Source organism: Enterobacter cloacae complex sp. ECNIH7 (genome assembly GCF_002208095.1).
Taxonomy (GTDB): domain Bacteria; phylum Pseudomonadota; class Gammaproteobacteria; order Enterobacterales; family Enterobacteriaceae; genus Enterobacter; species Enterobacter cloacae_M.
Window position 1 is genome coordinate 2,531,578 of the sequence record NZ_CP017990.1, and the last position, 19,500, is coordinate 2,551,077.

The 19,500-nt window shown below is 56.8% G+C and carries 20 protein-coding genes; 12 read left to right on the forward strand and 8 right to left on the reverse strand.

The window, feature by feature from the left end:
- Positions 1–1,326: an aminodeoxychorismate synthase component 1 gene (gene pabB / locus WM95_RS12560; RefSeq protein WP_063408596.1), complete on the reverse strand. Its 1,326-nt coding sequence runs from the start codon at positions 1,324–1,326 to the stop codon at positions 1–3.
- Positions 1,327–1,387: 61 nt separating this feature from the next.
- On the opposite strand from pabB, the gene WM95_RS12565 reads away from it, so the two are divergent.
- Positions 1,388–1,579, forward strand: a complete 192-nt coding sequence (locus WM95_RS12565; protein ID WP_033145823.1) for a YoaH family protein — start codon at positions 1,388–1,390, stop codon at positions 1,577–1,579.
- Between the two features lie 6 nt (positions 1,580–1,585).
- Here WM95_RS12565 and WM95_RS12570 read toward each other — a convergent pair whose 3' ends face one another.
- The gene (locus tag WM95_RS12570; protein WP_023312193.1) at positions 1,586–1,930 is read right to left on the reverse strand and encodes a RidA family protein; all 345 of its coding nucleotides are present in this window, start codon (positions 1,928–1,930) and stop codon (positions 1,586–1,588) included.
- Between the two features lie 133 nt (positions 1,931–2,063).
- Here WM95_RS12570 and WM95_RS12575 point away from each other — a divergent pair, with 133 nt between their 5' ends.
- From WM95_RS12575 to rnd, 5 genes are all read left to right on the forward strand, one after another.
- Positions 2,064–3,974, forward strand: coding sequence for an ATP-dependent DNA helicase (locus WM95_RS12575; protein WP_039263631.1), 1,911 nt, complete (start codon positions 2,064–2,066; stop codon positions 3,972–3,974).
- A gap of 66 nt (positions 3,975–4,040) precedes the next feature.
- Entirely contained in the window at positions 4,041–4,736 is a 696-nt protein-coding gene (gene tsaB / locus WM95_RS12580) for a tRNA (adenosine(37)-N6)-threonylcarbamoyltransferase complex dimerization subunit type 1 TsaB (RefSeq protein WP_045404354.1), read from the forward strand.
- Positions 4,737–4,773: 37 nt separating this feature from the next.
- Complete coding sequence (locus tag WM95_RS12585) at positions 4,774–5,355, forward strand: Slp family lipoprotein (RefSeq protein ID WP_032658483.1); 582 nt, start codon at positions 4,774–4,776, stop codon at positions 5,353–5,355.
- A gap of 203 nt (positions 5,356–5,558) precedes the next feature.
- Positions 5,559–7,244 (forward strand): long-chain-fatty-acid--CoA ligase FadD, encoded by a 1,686-nt coding sequence (fadD, locus tag WM95_RS12590; protein ID WP_023312189.1) that lies wholly within the window; start codon positions 5,559–5,561, stop codon positions 7,242–7,244.
- A 71-nt stretch (positions 7,245–7,315) separates the two neighbouring features.
- Positions 7,316–8,443: a ribonuclease D gene (gene rnd, locus WM95_RS12595; protein WP_088545039.1), complete on the forward strand. Its 1,128-nt coding sequence runs from the start codon at positions 7,316–7,318 to the stop codon at positions 8,441–8,443.
- 74 nt (positions 8,444–8,517) lie between these two features.
- On the opposite strand, the gene minE is transcribed toward rnd, so the two are convergent.
- Genes minE through minC form a run of 3 tightly spaced genes read right to left on the reverse strand, consistent with a single transcriptional unit; the run spans position 8,518 to position 10,334 of the window.
- A complete protein-coding gene (gene minE, locus WM95_RS12600; protein ID WP_008500504.1) occupies positions 8,518–8,787 on the reverse strand; it encodes a cell division topological specificity factor MinE in 270 nt (89 codons plus the stop codon).
- A gap of 3 nt (positions 8,788–8,790) precedes the next feature.
- Positions 8,791–9,603, reverse strand: coding sequence for a septum site-determining protein MinD (minD, locus tag WM95_RS12605; RefSeq protein WP_023312187.1), 813 nt, complete (start codon positions 9,601–9,603; stop codon positions 8,791–8,793).
- A gap of 23 nt (positions 9,604–9,626) precedes the next feature.
- Positions 9,627–10,334 carry a septum site-determining protein MinC gene (minC, locus tag WM95_RS12610; RefSeq protein ID WP_023312186.1) on the reverse strand — a complete coding sequence of 236 codons (708 nt, stop codon included), beginning with the start codon at positions 10,332–10,334 and terminating at the stop codon, positions 9,627–9,629.
- Positions 10,335–10,457: 123 nt separating this feature from the next.
- On the opposite strand from minC, the gene WM95_RS12615 reads away from it, so the two are divergent.
- The 3 genes from WM95_RS12615 to WM95_RS12625 all read left to right on the forward strand — a co-directional run bounded on the left by WM95_RS12615 (position 10,458) and on the right by WM95_RS12625 (position 11,974).
- The gene (locus WM95_RS12615; protein WP_023312185.1) at positions 10,458–10,733 is read left to right on the forward strand and encodes a YcgL domain-containing protein; all 276 of its coding nucleotides are present in this window, start codon (positions 10,458–10,460) and stop codon (positions 10,731–10,733) included.
- 47 nt (positions 10,734–10,780) lie between these two features.
- A complete protein-coding gene (locus WM95_RS12620) occupies positions 10,781–11,440 on the forward strand; it encodes a fumarylacetoacetate hydrolase family protein (RefSeq protein ID WP_063408594.1) in 660 nt (219 codons plus the stop codon).
- Between the two features lie 93 nt (positions 11,441–11,533).
- Positions 11,534–11,974 carry a YcgN family cysteine cluster protein gene (locus tag WM95_RS12625; protein ID WP_024909872.1) on the forward strand — a complete coding sequence of 147 codons (441 nt, stop codon included), beginning with the start codon at positions 11,534–11,536 and terminating at the stop codon, positions 11,972–11,974.
- Positions 11,975–12,089: 115 nt separating this feature from the next.
- On the opposite strand, the gene dsbB is transcribed toward WM95_RS12625, so the two are convergent.
- On the reverse strand, positions 12,090–12,620 hold the full coding sequence (gene dsbB, locus WM95_RS12630; RefSeq protein ID WP_063408593.1) for a disulfide bond formation protein DsbB: 531 nt from the start codon (positions 12,618–12,620) through the stop codon (positions 12,090–12,092).
- Between the two features lie 143 nt (positions 12,621–12,763).
- Positions 12,764–14,302, reverse strand: coding sequence for a Na(+)/H(+) antiporter NhaB (nhaB, locus tag WM95_RS12635; protein WP_063408592.1), 1,539 nt, complete (start codon positions 14,300–14,302; stop codon positions 12,764–12,766).
- Between the two features lie 200 nt (positions 14,303–14,502).
- Here nhaB and fadR point away from each other — a divergent pair, with 200 nt between their 5' ends.
- Entirely contained in the window at positions 14,503–15,222 is a 720-nt protein-coding gene (gene fadR / locus WM95_RS12640) for a fatty acid metabolism transcriptional regulator FadR (protein WP_023312180.1), read from the forward strand.
- Between the two features lie 44 nt (positions 15,223–15,266).
- Here the strand turns inward: fadR and WM95_RS12645 are convergent, their stop codons facing one another.
- Positions 15,267–16,799: a SpoVR family protein gene (locus WM95_RS12645; RefSeq protein ID WP_023293929.1), complete on the reverse strand. Its 1,533-nt coding sequence runs from the start codon at positions 16,797–16,799 to the stop codon at positions 15,267–15,269.
- Positions 16,800–17,120: 321 nt separating this feature from the next.
- On the opposite strand from WM95_RS12645, the gene WM95_RS12650 reads away from it, so the two are divergent.
- Positions 17,121–18,419, forward strand: coding sequence for a D-amino acid dehydrogenase (locus WM95_RS12650; RefSeq protein ID WP_023312179.1), 1,299 nt, complete (start codon positions 17,121–17,123; stop codon positions 18,417–18,419).
- Positions 18,420–18,428: 9 nt separating this feature from the next.
- The gene (gene dadX / locus WM95_RS12655; protein WP_045356004.1) at positions 18,429–19,499 is read left to right on the forward strand and encodes a catabolic alanine racemase DadX; all 1,071 of its coding nucleotides are present in this window, start codon (positions 18,429–18,431) and stop codon (positions 19,497–19,499) included.
- Position 19,500 lies beyond the last annotated feature (1 nt).

Genomic DNA, 19,500 nt, shown 5'->3' on the forward strand with positions numbered 1-19,500 from the left:
TTACTCCAGTTGTTTCAGGATACGGTTAACTTTATCAAAGGTTTCCTGATATTCCGCATCGACCTGACTGTCGGCAACAATGCCGCCCCCGGCCGAACAGTAAAGATTTCCGTCGCAGGCCGTCAGCGTGCGAATGGTAATGCTGGTATCCATGGTGCCGCACAGACTGATATAGCCAATGCTGCCGCACCAGGCGTTGCGGCGGTGGGGCTCCAGCTCATCAATGATCTCCATCGCCCGCACCTTTGGCGCGCCGGTGATGGAGCCGCCCGGGAACGCGGCGCGGAGCAGATCGCAGGCGGTGCGAGAGGCGGGTAGACGCGCGGTAATGGTACTGACCAGATGATGCACCGCCGGGAAAGGCTCGACGACAAACAGTTCCGGCACGCGCACGCTGCCCGGTTCGGCGACGCGGCCAATGTCGTTACGCATCAGATCGACAATCATCAGGTTCTCGGCGCGGTCTTTCGGAGAGGCGGCGAGTTTTTCCGCCTGCTGGCGATCGGCGTCGGGATCGGCAAGACGCGGCAGAGTGCCTTTAATCGGACGGGTTTGAATCGTGCCCTCGGCCAGATGAATAAAGCGCTCGGGTGACAGGCTGAGGATGGCCCCCTGTGCCAGACGCACAAACGCGCTGAACGGCGCCTTATTGCTGGCGTTGAGACGGGTAAACGCCTGCCACTCATCTCCCCGGTACGTCGCCTGGAAGCGCTGGGCGAGGTTAACCTGATAGCAGTCACCGCTTTGCAGATACGCCTGAACGCGCGCAAATTTTTCGGCGTACTCCGCTGCGCTCATATTTGAGCGCCAGCCTGAGGTCAACGTAAACGTCTGTGCCGGTGCAGGCTGTTGCGCCTCAAGCCACGCCAGACGCGCCTGCACGTCATGATGGCTCAACAGGGAAACCGTTTTTTTCTGGTGATCGACTATTAACGCCCAGTCATACAGCCCCACGGCCATGTCTGGCATGGAAATATCAGCCTGCGCATGCTCCGGCAGCGTTTCGAAACGGCGACCCAGATCGTAACCAAACAGGCCCAGCGCGCCCCCCTGAAAAGGGAGATCCGGGTTCGGCGCGGCAGATAAGCCCAGCGCGTTAATGGCCTGCTGCAGTTGCTTCAGGGGATCGTCCGTTAACGACAGGTCATCGGTTGTCAGCGTCTTTAGCGGATCGGCCACCAGAATGTCGAAGCGGCTATAGGGATGGTCCGCATGGCCGGAATGCAGCAGCATCGCAAACGGAAGATGGCTCAGGCGGGCAAACCAGAATTCAGCGACGTCTGCACGCCAGGGCAAGGTAATAACAGTGGGGAAGCGCATGTTCATGTGTGGCATACTACCGGGCAGCGTGAAATAATTAGCGCGAATAATTTAGCAGGAGTTGACGATGTTTGCAGGTTTACCTTCTCTGAGCCATGAACAGCAGCAGAAAGCGGTTGAGCGAATTCAGGAACTGATGTCCCAGGGGATGAGTAGCGGACAGGCGATTACCGTTGTCGCAGAGGAGATTCGCGCCAGTCATTCCGGCGAGCGGATCGTGGCGCGTTTCGAAGATGAAGATGAAGATCCAGAAGAGTAATCGGGCCTACACCGCCGCGATAATCTTAATCTCTACCTTATATTCCGGCTTCATCAGCGTGGCCTGTACGGTACAGCGTACAGGCGCGTGACCCGCCACTACCCATGCATCCCAGGCTTTGTTCATCGCCGCGAAATCCTCTTTGTTTGCCAGGAAAATCGTTGCATCCAGAATGCGGGATTTGTCGCTGCCCTGTTTTTCCAGCACCGCATCAATCTGCGCCAGGGTGTTAGCCGTCTGCTCGAACGCATCCGCGTCCAGGTTAGCCGGTACGCCGGTGTAGTAGAGCGTCTGATTATGGATCACCACATCAGACCAGCGGGCTTCGGCATCAATGCGCACAATTGTCATAAACGTTTCCTCGTTATTTTTCGTCGTCAGGCGGCAAGACTGCCATATTGTTCTCCTGTCGTCACTATTTGGGGTGGCACAGGAGAGGATGGGCTGACATAATCCCTGTGCAAAAATACAGTGAGAGAGCACCGTGGCAGACGATTTTTCCCCTGAAGGTCAATTAGCGCAGGCTATTCCCGGCTTCAAGCCCCGTGAGCCTCAGCGCCAGATGGCGCACGCCGTTGCACGCGCCATCGATAAGGCTCAGCCGCTGGTGGTCGAAGCCGGAACCGGCACGGGTAAAACGTATGCTTACCTTGCTCCGGCGCTGCGCGCTAAGAAGAAGGTGATTATTTCCACCGGTTCGAAGGCGCTGCAGGATCAGCTCTACAGCCGCGATTTGCCCACGGTGGCGAAAGCGCTGAAATATAAGGGGCGTCTGGCCCTGCTGAAGGGGCGCTCTAACTATCTCTGCCTGGAACGTCTTGAGCAGCAGGCGCTGGCGGGCGGCGACCTGCCGGTGCAAACCCTCAGCGACGTTATTATCCTTCGCGCCTGGGCGAACCAGACCGAAGAGGGTGATATCAGCACCTGCGCGAGCGTGCCGGAAGACTCGCCTGCCTGGCCGCTGGTGACCAGCACCAACGACAACTGCCTCGGCAGCGACTGTCCGCTTTATAAAGACTGCTTTGTGGTGAAAGCGCGCAAAACGGCGATGGACGCGGATGTGGTGGTGGTGAACCACCATCTGTTCCTCGCGGATATGGTTGTCAAGGACAGCGGTTTCGGCGAGCTGATCCCGGAGGCGGACGTGATGATCTTCGACGAAGCCCATCAGCTTCCGGACATTGCCAGCCAGTACTTCGGCCAGTCGCTTTCCAGCCGCCAGCTGCAGGACCTGGCGAAAGATTTCACCATCGCTTACCGGACTGAACTCAAAGATACCCAGCAGCTGCAGAAGTGCGCCGACCGTCTGGCGCAAAGCGCGCAGGATTTCCGCTTACAGCTCGGCGAGCCGGGCTATCGCGGTAACCTGCGCGAGCTTCTGGCGGACAAAAACATCCAGCGCGCGCTGCTGCTGCTCGATGATGCCCTCGAACTCTGCTACGACGTGGCAAAACTGTCCCTCGGCCGTTCCGCGCTGCTGGACGCGGCCTTCGAACGCGCCACGCTGTATCGCGGGCGGCTCAAACGGCTGAAAGAGATTAACCAGCCGGGGTTCAGCTACTGGTATGAGTGCACTTCGCGGCACTTCACGCTGGCGCTCACGCCGTTGACGGTGGCGGATAAATTTAAAGAGGTGATGGCGCAAAAACCGGGAAGCTGGATCTTCACCTCGGCAACCCTGTCGGTGAATGACGATCTGCATCACTTCACGGAACGTCTCGGCATTGAGGATGCAGAATCGCTGCTCCTGCCGAGCCCGTTCGATTACGAAAAACAGGCGCTGCTCTGCGTTCCCCGTAATCTGCCGCTGCCGAACCAGCCGGGTGCGGCGCGTCATCTGGCCGCGATGTTAAAACCGATGATAGAGGCCAATAACGGCCGCTGCTTTATGCTCTGCACCTCTCACGCCATGATGCGCGATCTCGCCGAGCAGTTCCGCGCCACCATGACGCTACCGGTGCTGCTGCAGGGAGAAACCAGCAAAGGCCAGCTGTTACAGCAGTTTGTCAGCGCCGGCAATGCCCTGCTGGTAGCAACCAGCAGCTTCTGGGAAGGGGTCGATGTGCGGGGGGATACGCTCTCGCTGGTGATCATTGATAAGCTGCCGTTTACCTCTCCGGACGATCCGCTGCTGAAGGCGCGCATGGAAGACTGCCGTCTGCGCGGGGGCGATCCGTTTGACGAGGTACAGCTCCCGGACGCGGTGATAACCCTCAAGCAGGGGGTAGGGCGATTAATCCGCGACGTCACCGATCGCGGAGTGCTGGTCATTTGCGATAACCGGCTGGTGATGCGCCCTTACGGGGCGACCTTCCTTGCAAGCCTGCCGCCCGCGCCGCGGACGCGGGACATAAAACGCGCGGTGCGTTTCCTGGCAAATCCAACGGCGGAGTAATTTACCCCGGAGTGTGCTAAGATGCGCGCCATTTTGTGACTGACCCTTGCGAGAGCGCGACGACTGATGCGAATTCTGGCTATTGATACCGCGACAGAGGCTTGCTCTGTCGCTTTGTTGAACGACGGTGCTGTTTCTGCTCATTTCGAAGAGTGCCCACGGGAACACACCCAACGCATTCTGCCCCTGGTAAAAGCCATTTTAACCCAGGGCAACACCTCCTTAACCGACCTCGATGCGCTGGCCTTTGGCCGCGGCCCCGGCAGCTTTACGGGCGTACGTATCGGGATCGGCATTGCGCAGGGGCTGGCGCTGGGCGCCGAACTGCCGATGATCGGCGTCTCTACCCTCGCCACGATGGCGCAGGGCGCATGGCGCATGACCGGGGCAACGCGCGTGCTGGCCGCGATTGATGCACGCATGGGCGAAGTTTACTGGGCCGAATACACCCGCGACGAGCAGGGCGTGTGGCACGGCGAAGAGACGGAAGCCGTGCTCAAGCCGGAAGCGGTCACTGAACGACTGCAGCAGCTCTCCGGTGAGTGGGCAACCGTCGGCACCGGCTGGCAGGCGTGGCCTGACATGGCAAACGACACCGGGGTGACGCTGGTGGACGGCAACATGCTGCTGCCGGCTGCGGAAGATATGCTTCCGATTGCCTGCCAGCTGCTCGCAGCAGGAAAAACCGTTGCCGTTGAACACGCGGAGCCGGTTTATTTGCGAAACACCGTCGCGTGGAAGAAACTTCCGGGCCGCGAGTGAATCTCAGTAACAGGAACTGAGAAAAAGGAGTCGCATCATGGCGGTTCAGACTAAAGTAGTACGCCTTATTATGGCAGGCGCGGTTGCCATAGCACTGAGCGGATGCGTTTCCGTTCCTGATGCGATTAAGGGCAGCAGCCCGACGCCACAGCAGGATCTGGTGCGAGTGATGAATGCGCCTGAGCTTTACGTCGGCCAGGAAGCGCGCTTTGGCGGTAAGGTCATCGACGTACAAAACCAGCAGGGGAAAACCCGTCTGGAGATCGCGACCGTTCCGCTGGACAGCGGCGCGCGGCCGGTACTGGGTGAGGCCTCCCGCGGGCGTATCTATGCGGACGTCAGCGGTTTCCTCGATCCGGTCGATTTTCGCGGGCAGCTGGTGACCGTCGTCGGGCCGATTACCGGCGCCGTGCAGGGCAAAATCGGCAGCACGCCGTATAAATTTATGACCATGCAGGTCAACGGGTATAAACGCTGGCGGCTGGCACAGCAGGTGATCATGCCGCCTCAGCCGATGGATCCGTGGATGTGGGGTCCACATCCTTATCGTTACGGCTACCCGGGCTGGGGCTGGTATAACCCGGGCCCTGCACAGGTTCAGACGATCGTTACTGAGTAACTTACTGTTATTGTTAGAAAAGAGACAGCGGCTCAGCCGCTGTCTCTGTTTTTTTACGGATAAAACGAAAAAAAAGAGTGACGCGCTTCGCAACCTTAAATGTGAACAATTAATAAACTGGTACGCTGAGTTAATATAATGTTAACAAACTGTTTATTATCGGGGTTGTGATGACGACGAACACTCATTTCAGAGGTGATGCATTGAAGAAGGTTTGGCTTAACCGTTATCCCGCAGATGTTCCTGCTGAGATCAATCCTGACCGTTATCAATCCCTGGTGGAATTATTTGAGCACTCGGTAAGGCGCTACGCGGACCAGCCCGCATTCGTGAATATGGGCGAGGTCATGACGTTCCGTAAGCTTGAGGAGCGTAGCCGCGCGTTTGCGGCGTATCTGCAGGAAGGGCTGGGGCTGCAAAAAGGGGACCGCGTCGCGCTGATGATGCCGAACCTGCTGCAATACCCGGTGGCGCTGTTCGGTATCCTGCGAGCCGGGATGATTGTCGTCAACGTCAACCCCCTGTACACCCCGCGTGAGCTGGAGCATCAGCTGAACGACAGCGGCGCGGCCGCGATTGTCATTGTGTCCAACTTCGCCCATACGCTGGAAAAAGTGGTCGACAAAACCCAGGTTAAACACGTCATCCTGACGCGCATGGGAGATCAGCTCTCCACCGCCAAAGGCACGCTGGTTAACTTTGTCGTGAAATACGTCAAGCGCCTGGTGCCAAAATACCACCTGCCGGACGCCATCTCCTTCCGCCGCGCGCTGCATGCGGGCTACCGTATGCAGTATGTGAAACCCGAAGTGGTGGCGGAAGATCTTGCGTTTCTGCAATACACGGGCGGGACCACCGGCGTCGCCAAAGGGGCCATGCTTACTCACCGCAATATGCTGGCAAACCTTGAACAGGTGAACGCCACCTACGGGCCGCTGCTGCATCCGGGCAAAGAGGTGGTGATCACCGCGCTTCCGCTGTATCACATCTTTGCGCTGACCATGAACTGCCTGCTGTTTATTGAACTGGGTGGTCAGAACATCCTCATCACCAACCCGCGCGATATCCCGGGCCTGGTGAAAGAGCTGGCGAAATATCCGTTCACCGCCATGACCGGGGTTAATACCCTGTTTAACGCGCTGCTTAATAACAAAGAGTTCCAGCAGCTGGATTTCTCCACGCTGCATCTCTCTGCGGGCGGCGGCATGCCGGTTCAGCAGGCGGTCGCCGAGCGCTGGGTGAAGCTCACCGGCCAGTATTTGCTGGAAGGCTATGGGCTGACGGAATGTGCTCCGCTGGTCAGCGTGAACCCACACGATATCGACTATCACAGTGGAAGCATTGGTCTGCCGGTTCCTTCGACAGAGGCCAAACTGGTCGATGATAACGATAACGAAGTCGCGCCGGGCGAGCCGGGTGAGCTTTGCGTCAGAGGTCCGCAGGTGATGCTGGGTTACTGGCAGCGTCCCGATGCGACCGACGAAATCATCAAAGACGGCTGGCTGCACACCGGTGATATTGCGGTAATGGATGACGAGGGCTTCCTGCGCATCGTCGATCGCAAGAAAGACATGATCCTGGTCTCCGGCTTCAACGTCTATCCGAATGAGATCGAAGACGTGGTCATGCAGCACAGCGGCGTACTCGAAGTGGCGGCGGTCGGCGTCCCTTCCGGCAGCAGCGGTGAAGCGGTGAAGATATTTGTGGTCAAGAAAGATCCTTCACTCACCGAGGAAGCGCTGGTAACGTTTTGCCGTCGTCAGCTAACGGGCTACAAGGTGCCGAAGCTGGTTGAATTCCGCGACGAGCTGCCGAAATCCAACGTCGGAAAGATATTACGACGAGAATTACGTGACGAAGCCCGTGGCAAAGTAGACAATAAGGCCTGAGCTTCACGCTAATCGCCCAGACGCCGGTTACGCCGGCGTTTTTTATGGGCGCAAACAAAAGAGAACCCGTTTTGAATTACCAGATGATCACGACCAACGACGAGCTGGCTTCGCTGTGCGAAGTGACGCGCGACTTTCCTGCCATTGCCCTGGATACCGAGTTTGTCCGTACCCGGACCTATTATCCGCAGCTGGGTTTGATTCAGATGTACGACGGTAAACACGTGTCGCTGATTGACCCTCTCGGCATTACCGACTGGACGCCGATGCGTGACCTGCTGCTCGATACCGCCGTGACGAAATACCTGCACGCAGGCAGTGAAGATCTGGAAGTCTTTCTGAACACCTTTGGCATCATGCCCCAGCCGCTGATTGACACGCAGATCCTCGCGGCATTCAGCAATCGTCCGCTCTCATGGGGCTTTGCTGCCATGGTGGAGGAGTATACGGGCCTGACGCTGGATAAAAGCGAATCCCGTACCGACTGGCTGGCGCGCCCGCTTACCGAGCGTCAGCTGGAATACGCGGCGGCAGATGTGTTTTACCTGCTGCCGATCGCCGGGCAGCTGATGAAAGAGGCGGAAGCCTCCGGCTGGCTCGCTGCTGCGCTGGACGAATGCCGTATGACCCAGCAGCGTCGTCAGGAAGTGGTTGACCCGAAAGAGGCCTGGCGCGATATCAGCAACGCCTGGCAGCTGCGTACGCGTCAGCTGGCATGCCTGCAGCTGCTGGCAGACTGGCGCTTGCGTAAAGCGCGCGAGCGCGATCTGGCCGTTAACTTTGTGGTTCGCGAAGAGCATCTCTGGGCAGTCGCGCGCTATATGCCGGGTAGCCTGGGCGAGCTGGACAGTATTGGCCTTTCGGGCAGCGAGATCCGCTTCCACGGTAAAACCCTGCTGGCGCTGGTCGCCAAAGCGCAGGAGCTGCCGGAAGATGCGCTACCGGAACCGCTGCTGAACCTGATGGACATGCCGGGCTATCGCAAAGCGTTTAAGGATATCAAAGCGCTGGTGCAGGCAGTTGCAACGGAAAGCAAGCTGAGTGCGGAACTGCTCGCCTCACGTCGTCAGATTAACCAGCTGCTGAACTGGCACTGGAAGCTGAAGCCGCAGAATGGCGTGCCGGAGATGATGGCAGGCTGGCGCGGGGAATTGATGGCCGATCGCCTGAATACGCTGCTGGAAGGTTATCCGCGATAAAAAATATGCCGGGCGATATACCCGGCATATTTCCCCGGTGGCGCTGCGCTTACCGGGGCGACGAAAACACAAACCTACGGACGCGACTCTTCCGCTTCCGGGAGCGTAACGTTCAGCTCCAGAATCGAAATATCCCCGTCTTTTTGTTCCAGCTGCACCGTGACCATCTCCGGGTCAATCTGCACATACTTACAGATCACTTCCAGGATGTCCTTGCGCAGCTGCGGCAGGTAGTGAGGCTCGGCGTCGCTACGGCGACGCTCCGCAACGATAATTTGCAGACGTTCTTTTGCGATGTTGGCGGTGTTCTTTTTCCGCGAGAGAAAAAAGTCCAGTAATGCCATAACTTATCCTCCGAACAGGCGTTTGAGGAAACCTTTCTTCTCTTCTTCAATGAAGCGGAAAGGACGTTCTTCTCCCAGCAGACGGTCAACGGTATCGGCGTAAGCTTTACCTGCATCTGCCATTGTATCAAGGATCACTGGCTCGCCCTGGTTAGAGGCGCGTAACACGGACTGATCTTCCGGGATAACGCCCACCAGCTTAATGCGCAGGATCTCCAGCACGTCTTCCATGCTCAGCATGTCACCTTTGTTCACGCGGCCCGGATTGTAGCGGGTGAGCAGCAGGTGTTCTTTAATCGGGTCTTCGCCATTTTCCGCACGACGGGATTTTGAGGCGAGGATGCCCAGAATGCGGTCTGAGTCACGCACGGATGAAACTTCAGGGTTGGTGGTGATGATCGCTTCATCCGCGAAGTAGAGCGCCATCAGGGCACCGGTTTCGATGCCGGCAGGGGAGTCGCAGACAATGAAGTCGAAATCCATTTTTTTCAGATCGTCGAGCACCTTTTCCACGCCTTCACGGGTCAGGGCGTCTTTGTCACGCGTCTGAGAAGCCGGGAGAATGTAGAGGTTCTCGGTGCGCTTGTCTTTGATCATCGCCTGGTTAAGCGTGGCATCGCCCTGAATGACGTTCACGAAGTCATACACGACGCGACGCTCACATCCCATGATGAGGTCGAGGTTACGCAGACCGATATCGAAGTCGATAACGATGGTTTTCTTTCCCTTCTGGGCCAAACCAGTAGCGATGGCCGCGCTGGAGGTGGTCTTGCCAACGCCTCCTTTACCCGAAGTAACAACAATAATGCGTGCCATAGAAATTCCTTGTTAAAAAGGGATCAATTCAACGGTTGAACGGTCAACGCGTCGTCTGCCAGAAGCAGGCGAGCCGCTTTGCCATAAAATTCGGCTGGGATCTTGTCGCTCAGCCAATATTCACCTGCGATGGACACCAGTTCCGCCGTCAGGTGAGTACAAAATATTTGCGCATCTCGATCGCCACTTGCACCGGCGAGCGCACGTCCACGCATCATACCGTATACGTGAATATTGCCATCTGCAATCAGCTCAGCGCCAGCACTGACGTGGCTTGTAACAATCAGATCACAGTTTGGTGCATAAATGCGTTGACCGGAACGAACCGGCACATCAATCATTCGCGTTTTTGTGACGGTAGTAACGTTTTGCACCGCAGGAGGGGGCGTTTGCACGGCAACGGGTGCCGCACGCGAGGCTTTTTCTTTGCCCTCATTCAGAAGAGGCAGCCCCGCACGCTCAATTTCCGCTTTCAGCTCAGTATCTTTGCAGCCGCTGATGCCCACGATACGCAGTCCGGTCGAGGAGACGGCCTGCTGGAGAAGTTTCCAGTTAACCGGAGCCTCAAGACCGCTGACGTTGATAACAACAGGGGCGTGCTTCAGAAAGGCGGGAGCCTGGGCGATTTTGTCTTCTAACGCCTGACGAATAACCTCGGGTTTTGCATCATGCAAATGTACCACTGATAAGGTGAAGCTACTGCCTTTAAGCTCGATGGGCGTGTTTGACATCCTGGCCTTACTCAATTTGCTATTAACCGCAACCACTCGCTGCGATATTCCGAAGAGTATCAGGCATGTTATAGTCAGGAGTATATTGAGGCAAGCAACCACCCATTAATTCAGAGTAAAAACATGTTTTGTGTGATCTACAGAAGTACAAGCCGTGACCAGACCTATCTTTATGTCGAAAAGAAAGACGATTTTTCACGCGTGCCTGAAGAATTAATGAAGAACTTTGGCCGACCACAGCTGGCGATGCTGCTGCCGCTCGATGGTCGTAAGAAACTGATTAACGCCGATCTGGATAAAGTGAAAACGGCCTTATCCGAGCAAGGCTATTATTTACAGCTTCCACCGCCACCCGAGAATTTATTAAAACAGCATCTTGAGGCGAACGGTAAAAAATAGTCTCAACTGTTTTTGGGCACAACACATCAACCGTTTAGGGGTCGACCATGTATCAACATCATAACTGGCAAGGTGCATTACTGGATTATCCCGTCAGCAAAGTGGTTTGCGTGGGCAGCAACTACGCAAAACATATTCAGGAGATGGGCAGCGCGACGCCAGAAGAGCCGGTCCTGTTTATTAAGCCTGAAACGGCGCTTTGCGATATCCGCCAGCCGCTGGCGCTGCCCCAGGGGCTGGGTTCGGTGCATCACGAAGTTGAACTTGCCGTGCTGATCGGCGCGACGCTGCGCCAGGCCTCAGAAGAACATGTTAAAAAAGCGATTGCCGGATACGGCGTGGCGCTGGATCTGACCCTGCGTGACGTTCAAGGCAAAATGAAGAAAGCAGGGCAGCCGTGGGAAAAAGCCAAAGGGTTTGATAATTCCTGCCCGATTTCGGCGTTTGTGCCGGTGAGCGAATTTACCGGCGATCCGCAGGACACGCCGCTCAGCCTGAAGGTTAACGGCGAGATCCGCCAGCAGGGCACCACGGCAGACATGATCCATAAGATTGTGCCCCTGATCGCCTACATGAGCCGCTTCTTTACCCTGAAACCGGGTGATGTGATCCTGACCGGCACGCCGGAAGGCGTTGGCCCGCTCGTGAGCGGTGACGAGCTGGAGGTCGGTTTTAACGGTCTGTCGCTGAAAACCCGCGTGCTGTAATCCCATCTTGCCGCCTGAAGAGGGCGGCAAAACTTGCAACAACGTGCCAGACTCGTTATAAGGTGCGCTTTCTTTTGACGTGTGGACATCCTGATGAACGACATCCCTTTCTGGCAAAGCAAAACTCTCGACGACATGACTGACGCGGAATGGGAATCATTGTGCGACGGCTGCGGGCAGTGCTGCCTGCACAAGCTGATGGATGAAGATACGGATGAAATCTACTTCACCAACGTTGCCTGCAAGCAGCTAAACATTAAAACCTGCCAGTGCCGCAACTATGAGCGCCGGTTTGAATTTGAGCCGGACTGCATAAAGTTAACCCGGGATAATCTGCCGACGTTTGAATGGCTGCCGCATACCTGCGCGTATCGCCTGCTGGCGGAAGGGAAAGGTCTGCCTGACTGGCATCCGTTGTTAACCGGTTCAAAAGCGGCGATGCACGGCGAGCGTATCTCTGTGCGCCACATTGCGGTGAAAGAGTCCGAGGTGCGGGACTGGGAAGATCACATCATGAATCACCCGACCCGTTGAGATTAAAAAACCCGCCGAAGCGGGTTTTTTATTATGCGCGGTTGTGTCGGGTGGCGCTGCGCTTACCCGACCTACAAAACCGTAGGCCCGCGCAAGCGAAGTGCCGCCGGGCAACTTAGCGCCCAAAGAGGTCGCGTTTCTTCGGTTTGAACGGCTGAGCGATCAGCACCAGCAGCGCCACGATGAAGTAGGCGGCAAAAATGCCTACCAGCCACTGCGGCATCTCCAGCGTCAGGAATTCCCACTGACGAACGGAGCAGTCACCGGATGCGACAAACACCTGCGGCAGCCATTTATCCAGCGGCAGCCAGCTCGGGAAGCGGGCGGCAAAATCGCAGGTCATAAACGGCGACGGATGCAGCTGCATCATGGTGTGCTGCCAGGAGAGTTCAATCCCTTTCCAGGCGCTGTACAGCCAGATCGCGATAGCGGCATAGCGAAGCGGCGACTTCGGCGCAATCGCGCCCACCAGGCCCGCCCCCATAATGCCGAACAGCGCGCAGCGTTCGTAAATACAAAGCACGCAAGGTTTCAGTCCCATTACGTGCTGGAACCACAGCGCGACCATTTCCAGCGCAAAGGCGGTCAGGGCCATTAACAACCACGCTCCGCGACCGCGGGAGCACTGGTTTAAAAATCTCAACATAATCATTTCCCTGGAACATGCTTAGAAAGCGCAGTGTAAACGAATTCGTTTATCGCGCCACCTGTACCTGGCGAAATAAAACGTAATTGGATGTTTATCGTGCGAAAAGGCAAACGGGCAGCGAACTGCCCGAGATGCATAGTTTACTGCGCCGCAAGTATACCCGCTTGTACCAGCCATTGCGTACAGGGAATGAGGGTAATTTTGACGCAAAGCAATCCCACGATCGTGAGCACCAGCGTGTAGGGCAGCGCCATCCACACCATCCGGCCATAAGAAAGACGTATGAGCGGCGCGAGAGCGGAGGTCAGCAGGAACAGGAAGGCGGCCTGGCCGTTTGGCGTCGCCACCGACGGAAGGTTGGTGCCGGTATTGATCGCCACGGCCAGTAGCTCAAACTGTCCGGCGCTGATAACGCCTTGCTCCATAGCGGCTTTGGCCTCGTTGATGTAGACCGTCCCGACAAAGACGTTATCTGAGATTGACGAGAGCAGGCCGTTAAACAGGTAAAACAGCGACAGCTGAGCATCCGGTGATGCCTGTAATACAAAGGCAATAATCGGCGCGAAGAGATGCTGGTCGATAATCACCGCCACGACCGCAAAGAACACCGCCAGCAGGGCGGTAAACGGCAGGGCTTCGGTAAACGCTTTACCGATGGCATGTTCGTCCGTCACGCCAGTAAAGGTGGTGGCGAGAATAATGACTGACAGGCCTATCAGCCCCACTTCGGCAAGATGAAACGCCAGCGCGGCGATAAGCCAGACGCCGATGATCCCCTGAGCAATCAGGCGCAGCGTCTCCTGGCGGGTCCGCTGGCGTCGGCTCTGCAGATCGAATTTATGCAGTTCCTGACGTACCGGCTCCGGGAGTTGGGCCCCATAGCCAAAGAGGCGAAATTTTTCCACCAGCAGACAGGTCGCCAGCCCGCAGATCAGCACCGGTACGCTCACCGGGGCCATTCTCAGGAAAAAATCACCGAAGTGCCAGCCCGCCGCTTTGGCAATGATCAGGTTTTGCGGCTCGCCCACCATGGTCATCACGCCGCCCAGGGCGGTACCCACGCCGGCATGCATCATCAGGCTGCGCAGAAACGCGCGGAACTGTTCCAGCACGTCACGGTTATGCGCCTCGACGTGGCTGTCATCCTGCAGGTCCTCATTTGGGCGAGAGGAGGCCACGCGGTGATAAATACCGTAAAACCCAACCGCGACGCTGATCACTACCGCGACGACCGTCAGCGCATCCAGGAAGGCTGACAGGAAGGCGGCGGCAAGGCAAAACGCCAGCGAGAGGAACATTTTCGACGGAATGCTGAGCAGCAGGCGCGTGAAGATGAACAGCAGCAGCTGTTTCATAAAGTAGATACCCGCCACCATAAAGATCAGCAGCAGAAGCACTTCGAGATTAGACGCCAGCTCTGCTTTGACATGCTCGGCGCTGGTCATACCGATGACGACGGCTTCAAACGCCAGCAATCCACCCGGCAGCAGGGGATAACATTTCAGCGCCATGGCCAGGGTGAAGATAAACTCCGCCACCAGCAGCCAGCCGGCGATAAAGGGATTCACGCTAAAAATGATGGGATTAACGACCAGGAAAACCAACAGTATCAGTTTATACCAGTCAGGAGACTGGCCTAAAAAATTGCGCCATAGCGCGCGCCCAAAAGAAATTTCCACAACAGACGTCCTTCCCGTCAAGTAAGACAAAACATCAGTATACGCAAAAATCACGGCCTGGAGGCGGATAAGGCTGCATTGTAAATTTCACAAAAATGAAACGGCGATCCCTCTTTTCTCTCTTTGCCGCGCTACCTGCTACTGCGTGCCTCTGGTATGATGAGTCCAATTTGCTAAAGCTGTGTAATGGAAATCTCACTATGGTCATTAAGGCGCAGAGCCCGGCGGGTTTCGCGGAAGAGTACATCATTGAAAGCATCTGGAATAATCGTTTCCCTGCGGGGTCCATTCTTCCGGCTGAACGCGAACTCTCTGAACTGATTGGCGTCACTCGCACCACGCTGCGTGAAGTGCTTCAGCGGCTGGCGCGCGATGGCTGGTTGACGATCCAGCACGGTAAGCCTACGAAAGTGAACAACTTTTGGGAAACGTCCGGGCTGAACATTCTTGAAACGCTGGCGCGTCTCGACCATGAAAGCGTGCCGCAGCTCATTGATAATCTGCTCTCCGTTCGCACCAACATCGCGACGATCTTTATTCGTACCGCTTTCCGTCAGCATCCGGAAGACGCCCTTGCGGTGCTTGCCACAGCGAACGAGGTGGAAGATCACGCCGATGCTTTTGCCACCCTCGATTACAACGTGTTTCGCGGCCTGGCGTTTGCCTCCGGCAACCCGGTGTATGGCCTGATCCTCAACGGTATGAAAGGGCTTTATACCCGCATTGGCCGCCACTACTTTGCCAATCCGGAAGCGCGTAGCCTGGCGCTGGGCTTCTACCATAAGCTGAGCAAGCTCTGTACCGAAGGCCTGCACGATCAGGTTTATGAGACGGTGCGCCGCTACGGTCACGATTCCGGTGAAATCTGGCACCGTATGCAGAAAACGCTGCCGGGTGATTTAGCGATTCAGACCCGCTAAAAGAAAAACCTCTCATACGAGAGGTTTTTTTTCGCCCGGTGGCGCTACAGCGTATTCAACCGCGCCGGGCAACGTTCCAGCAGCTCGACGCTCCCGTCTTCATTCTGCTGCTCCAGCTGCACGTCAAAACCCCACAGGCGATGCACGTGCTTCAGCACCTCTTTACGCCCTTTATCCAGCGGCGCGCGATTGTGCGGGATATAGCGCAGCGTCAGGGAGCGGTCGCCGCGCAAATCGACGTTCCACACCTGAATATTCGGCTCAAGGTTGCTCAGGTTGTACTGGGAAGAGAGGCGAGAGCGGATCTCACGGTACCCCTCTTCGTTGTGGATTGCGGAGATCTCCAGATAGTTGTTGCGGTCGTCGTCCAGCACGGTGAAGAAGCGGAAATCACGCATGATCTTCGGCGACATAAACTGGCTGATGAAGCTCTCGTCCTTAAAGTCGCGCATCGCAAAGTGCAGCGTTTCCAGCCAGTCAGAACCGGCGATATCCGGGAACCAGTACTTGTCTTCTTCCGTCGGCGACTGGCAGATGCGCTTAATATCCTGGAACATGGCGAAGCCAAGCGCATACGGGTTAATCCCGCTGTACCACGGGCTGTTGTAGGGCGGCTGGAACACCACGTTGGTATGGCTGTGGAGGAATTCCATCATGAACCGCTCGGTCACTTTTCCCTCGTCGTACAGATGGTTAAGAATGGTGTAGTGCCAGAAGGTCGCCCAGCCTTCGTTCATGACCTGCGTCTGCTTTTGCGGGTAAAAATACTGGCTCACCTTGCGCACGATGCGCAGGATCTCACGCTGCCACGGCTCCAGCAGCGGGGCGTTCTTCTCCATAAAATAGAGCAGGTTTTCCTGCGGCTCGGACGGGTAACGACGTGCTTCGGCGATCGTTTTTTCCTCCTCACGCTTCGGCAGGGTACGCCACAGCATGTTCACCTGGCTTTGCAGGTACTCTTCGCGGCTTTTCTGTCGGGCTTTCTCCTCCTGCAGGGAGATTTTCTGCGGGCGTTTATAGCGGTCCACGCCGTAGTTCATCAGCGCGTGGCAGGAGTCGAGCAGTTTTTCCACTTCGTCCACGCCGTAGCGCTCTTCGCAGTCGGTAATGTATTTGCGGGCGAAGATCAGGTAATCGACGATGGAGCTGGCGTCCGTCCAGCTGCGGAACAGGTAGTTATTCTTGAAAAATGAGTTATGCCCGTAGCAGGCATGCGCCATCACCAGCGCCTGCATGGTAATGGTGTTCTCTTCCATTAAATAGGCAATACACGGATTGGAGTTAATCACAATCTCATACGCCAGCCCCTGCTGGCCGTGCTTATACAGCCGTTCCGTTTCAATAAATTTTTTACCAAACGACCAGTGCGGATAGTTAATCGGCATCCCGACGCTGGAGTAGGCGTCCATCATCTGTTCGGACGTAATGACTTCAATCTGATGGGGATAGGTATCCAGACGATACAGCTTTGCGACCCGGTCGATTTCGGCGAGGTAAACATCCAGCAGCTCGAAGGTCCAGTCGGGTCCATCGCTCAGACGTGTGTTGTCCTTGTTCAGGGAATCAATAGTAGCCATTAGCGCGCCCTCGTTGTGGGTGCTCTCTCTGTCTGGAGAGCCTCCTTTCAAGCATAGATCAACGTGTTAAAAAGCGTGCTGGGGCAGAAATTTTTTCTTTGCGATTTCGCGTTTTTGATACGGCAAAAAAACGGTATGCCTCAGCATATTATGCTGGTTAAAAATAACGCGCAGCAGGAGATCCCAAATTAGCACTATCCCCTGATGCTGGGGGATGTGTGAGGTAAGTCACCATAAAAAAGTCGTATGTTGAATAATATTTTCAACTAGGTTATCAATCTGTAATTAGAAGATTGTTCTTTTGCACATAATGGAGTGGCTATGCGTGTTGTCATACTGGGAAGTGGTGTCGTTGGGGTAACCAGCGCCTGGTATTTAAGTCAGGCGGGACATGACGTAACCGTTATCGATCGTGAATCCGGTCCCGCGCTTGAAACCAGCGCGGCGAACGCCGGGCAAATCTCTCCGGGGTATGCGGCGCCGTGGGCTGCGCCGGGCGTTCCGTTGAAAGCGATTAAATGGATGTTCCAGCGCCATGCGCCGCTGGCCATCAGCCTTGACGGCACGCAGTTCCAGCTGAAGTGGATGTGGCAGATGCTGCGCAACTGCGACACCCGCCACTACATGGAGAACAAAGGGCGCATGGTGCGCCTGGCGGAATACAGCCGCGACTGTCTGAAAGCGCTGCGCGCGTCGACGGGGATTGAGTACGAAGGCCGTCAGGGCGGGACGCTGCAGCTGTTCCGCACCGAGCAACAGTACGAGAATGCCACCCGCGATATCGCCGTGCTGGAAGATGCGGGCGTACCGTACCAGCTCCTTGAAGCCAGCCAGCTTGGCCAGGTTGAACCGGCGCTGGCGGAAGTGGCGCACAAGCTGACCGGCGGCCTGCGCCTGCCGAATGACGAAACCGGCGACTGCCAGCTCTTTACGCAACGTCTGGCGCAAATGTGCGAGCAGGCGGGAGTGAAGTTCCGCTTTAACACCTCCGTCGACAAGCTGCTGTCGGAAGGCGAAAAAATTTACGGCGTGAAGTGCGGCGACGAGGTGATCAAAGCCGATGCCTACGTGATGGCGTTTGGTTCGTACTCCACCGCCATGCTGAAAGGCATTCTCGACATTCCGGTTTATCCGCTGAAGGGCTACTCGCTGACCATTCCGGTGAAAGAAGAGAGTGGCGCACCTGTATCGACCATTCTGGATGAAACCTACAAAATCGCCATTACCCGCTTCGACAACCGCATTCGCGTAGGCGGCATGGCGGAAATTGTCGGCTTCAACACCGAGCTGCTGAAGCCGCGTCGTGAAACGCTGGAGATGGTCGTGGGCGATCTCTTCCCGCGCGGCGGTTTTGTTGAGCAGGCGACGTTCTGGACCGGCCTGCGTCCGATGACCCCGGACGGCACGCCGATCGTAGGCCGCACGCCGTTCAAAAACCTGTGGACCAATACCGGACACGGCACGCTCGGCTGGACGATGGCCTGCGGATCGGGCCAGCTGCTGAGCGACCTGATTTCCGGGCGCACGCCGGCAATTCCGTTTGACGATTTAAGCGCCGCACGCTATCAATCGGGGTTTACGCCTTCGCGTCCACAGCACCTGCACGGCGCGCATAGCTAAGGAGTTGTCATGTCCCGTCCTGTTCTGGCCCAGCTGAACCTGCAGGCCCTGAAGGATAATCTGCAAATTGTTCGTCGGGCGGCACCGGGTTCGCGCGTCTGGTCGGTGGTGAAAGCGAATGCCTACGGCCATGGTATCGACCGTATCTGGAGCGCGCTGAGCGCAACCGACGGCTTTGCGCTTCTGAATCTGGAAGAGGCCATTCTGCTGCGCGAGCGCGGCTGGAAAGGGCCGATTCTACTGCTGGAAGGCTTCTTCCACGCGGACGATCTGCCGCTGCTGGACAAGTACCGTCTGACCACCAGCGTTCACAGCAACTGGCAGATTAAGGCGATCCAGGATGCGAAGCTCCATGCTCCGCTGGATATCTACCTCAAGGTGAACAGCGGCATGAACCGCCTGGGCTTTCAGCCTGAGCGGGTGCATACGGTCTGGCAGCAGCTGCGCGCCATGAAAAACGTGGGCGAAATGACGCTGATGGCGCATTTTGCCGACGCGGAAAAACCCGACGGTATTGCCGATGCCATGGTCCGCATTGAGCAGGCGGCAGAAGGGCTGGATTGCCCGCGCTCGCTGTCGAACTCGGCGGCCACGCTGTGGCATCCCGAGGCGCACTATAACTGGGTGCGTCCGGGGATCGTTCTGTACGGTGCGTCTCCCTCTGGTCAGTGGCAGGATATCGCCAACAGCGGCCTTAAGCCGGTCATGACCCTGCGCAGTGAAATCATTGGCGTGCAGACGCTGAAGGCCGGGGACACGGTGGGCTACGGCAGCCGCTACCGGGCAAAGGGCGAGCAGCGGATTGGCATCGTGGCGGGCGGTTATGCCGACGGCTACCCGCGCATCGCGCCGACCGGCACGCCGGTCTGGGTCGATGGGGTCCGCACGGGAACGGTGGGCACCGTATCTATGGATATGCTGGCCGTTGACCTGACGCCATGCCCGCAGGCGGGCATTGGCTCACCCGTCGAGCTGTGGGGTAACGAAGTTAAGATTGACGACGTTGCTGCCGCGGCGGGCACGGTGGGGTATGAATTGATGTGCGCGCTGGCACCAAGAGTGCCGGTTGTGACGGTGTAAC

Bases quoted from the DNA above. Each gene is read 5' to 3' on its own strand.
- dadX (WP_045356004.1), top strand. From the start codon at position 18,429: ATGTCCCGTCCTGTTCTGGCCCAGCTGAACCTGCAGGCCCTGAAGGAT.
- minC (WP_023312186.1), bottom strand. From the start codon at position 10,334: ATGTCAAACACGCCCATCGAGCTTAAAGGCAGTAGCTTCACCTTATCA.
- minD (WP_023312187.1), bottom strand. From the start codon at position 9,603: ATGGCACGCATTATTGTTGTTACTTCGGGTAAAGGAGGCGTTGGCAAG.
- WM95_RS12615 (WP_023312185.1), top strand. From the start codon at position 10,458: ATGTTTTGTGTGATCTACAGAAGTACAAGCCGTGACCAGACCTATCTT.
- WM95_RS12565 (WP_033145823.1), top strand. From the start codon at position 1,388: ATGTTTGCAGGTTTACCTTCTCTGAGCCATGAACAGCAGCAGAAAGCG.
- WM95_RS12625 (WP_024909872.1), top strand. From the start codon at position 11,534: ATGAACGACATCCCTTTCTGGCAAAGCAAAACTCTCGACGACATGACT.
- fadR (WP_023312180.1), top strand. From the start codon at position 14,503: ATGGTCATTAAGGCGCAGAGCCCGGCGGGTTTCGCGGAAGAGTACATC.
- WM95_RS12570 (WP_023312193.1), bottom strand. From the start codon at position 1,930: ATGACAATTGTGCGCATTGATGCCGAAGCCCGCTGGTCTGATGTGGTG.
- minE (WP_008500504.1), bottom strand. From the start codon at position 8,787: ATGGCATTACTGGACTTTTTTCTCTCGCGGAAAAAGAACACCGCCAAC.
- WM95_RS12645 (WP_023293929.1), bottom strand. From the start codon at position 16,799: ATGGCTACTATTGATTCCCTGAACAAGGACAACACACGTCTGAGCGAT.
- WM95_RS12650 (WP_023312179.1), top strand. From the start codon at position 17,121: ATGCGTGTTGTCATACTGGGAAGTGGTGTCGTTGGGGTAACCAGCGCC.
- dsbB (WP_063408593.1), bottom strand. From the start codon at position 12,620: ATGTTGAGATTTTTAAACCAGTGCTCCCGCGGTCGCGGAGCGTGGTTG.
- pabB (WP_063408596.1), bottom strand. From the start codon at position 1,326: ATGAACATGCGCTTCCCCACTGTTATTACCTTGCCCTGGCGTGCAGAC.
- WM95_RS12585 (WP_032658483.1), top strand. From the start codon at position 4,774: ATGGCGGTTCAGACTAAAGTAGTACGCCTTATTATGGCAGGCGCGGTT.
- tsaB (WP_045404354.1), top strand. From the start codon at position 4,041: ATGCGAATTCTGGCTATTGATACCGCGACAGAGGCTTGCTCTGTCGCT.
- WM95_RS12620 (WP_063408594.1), top strand. From the start codon at position 10,781: ATGTATCAACATCATAACTGGCAAGGTGCATTACTGGATTATCCCGTC.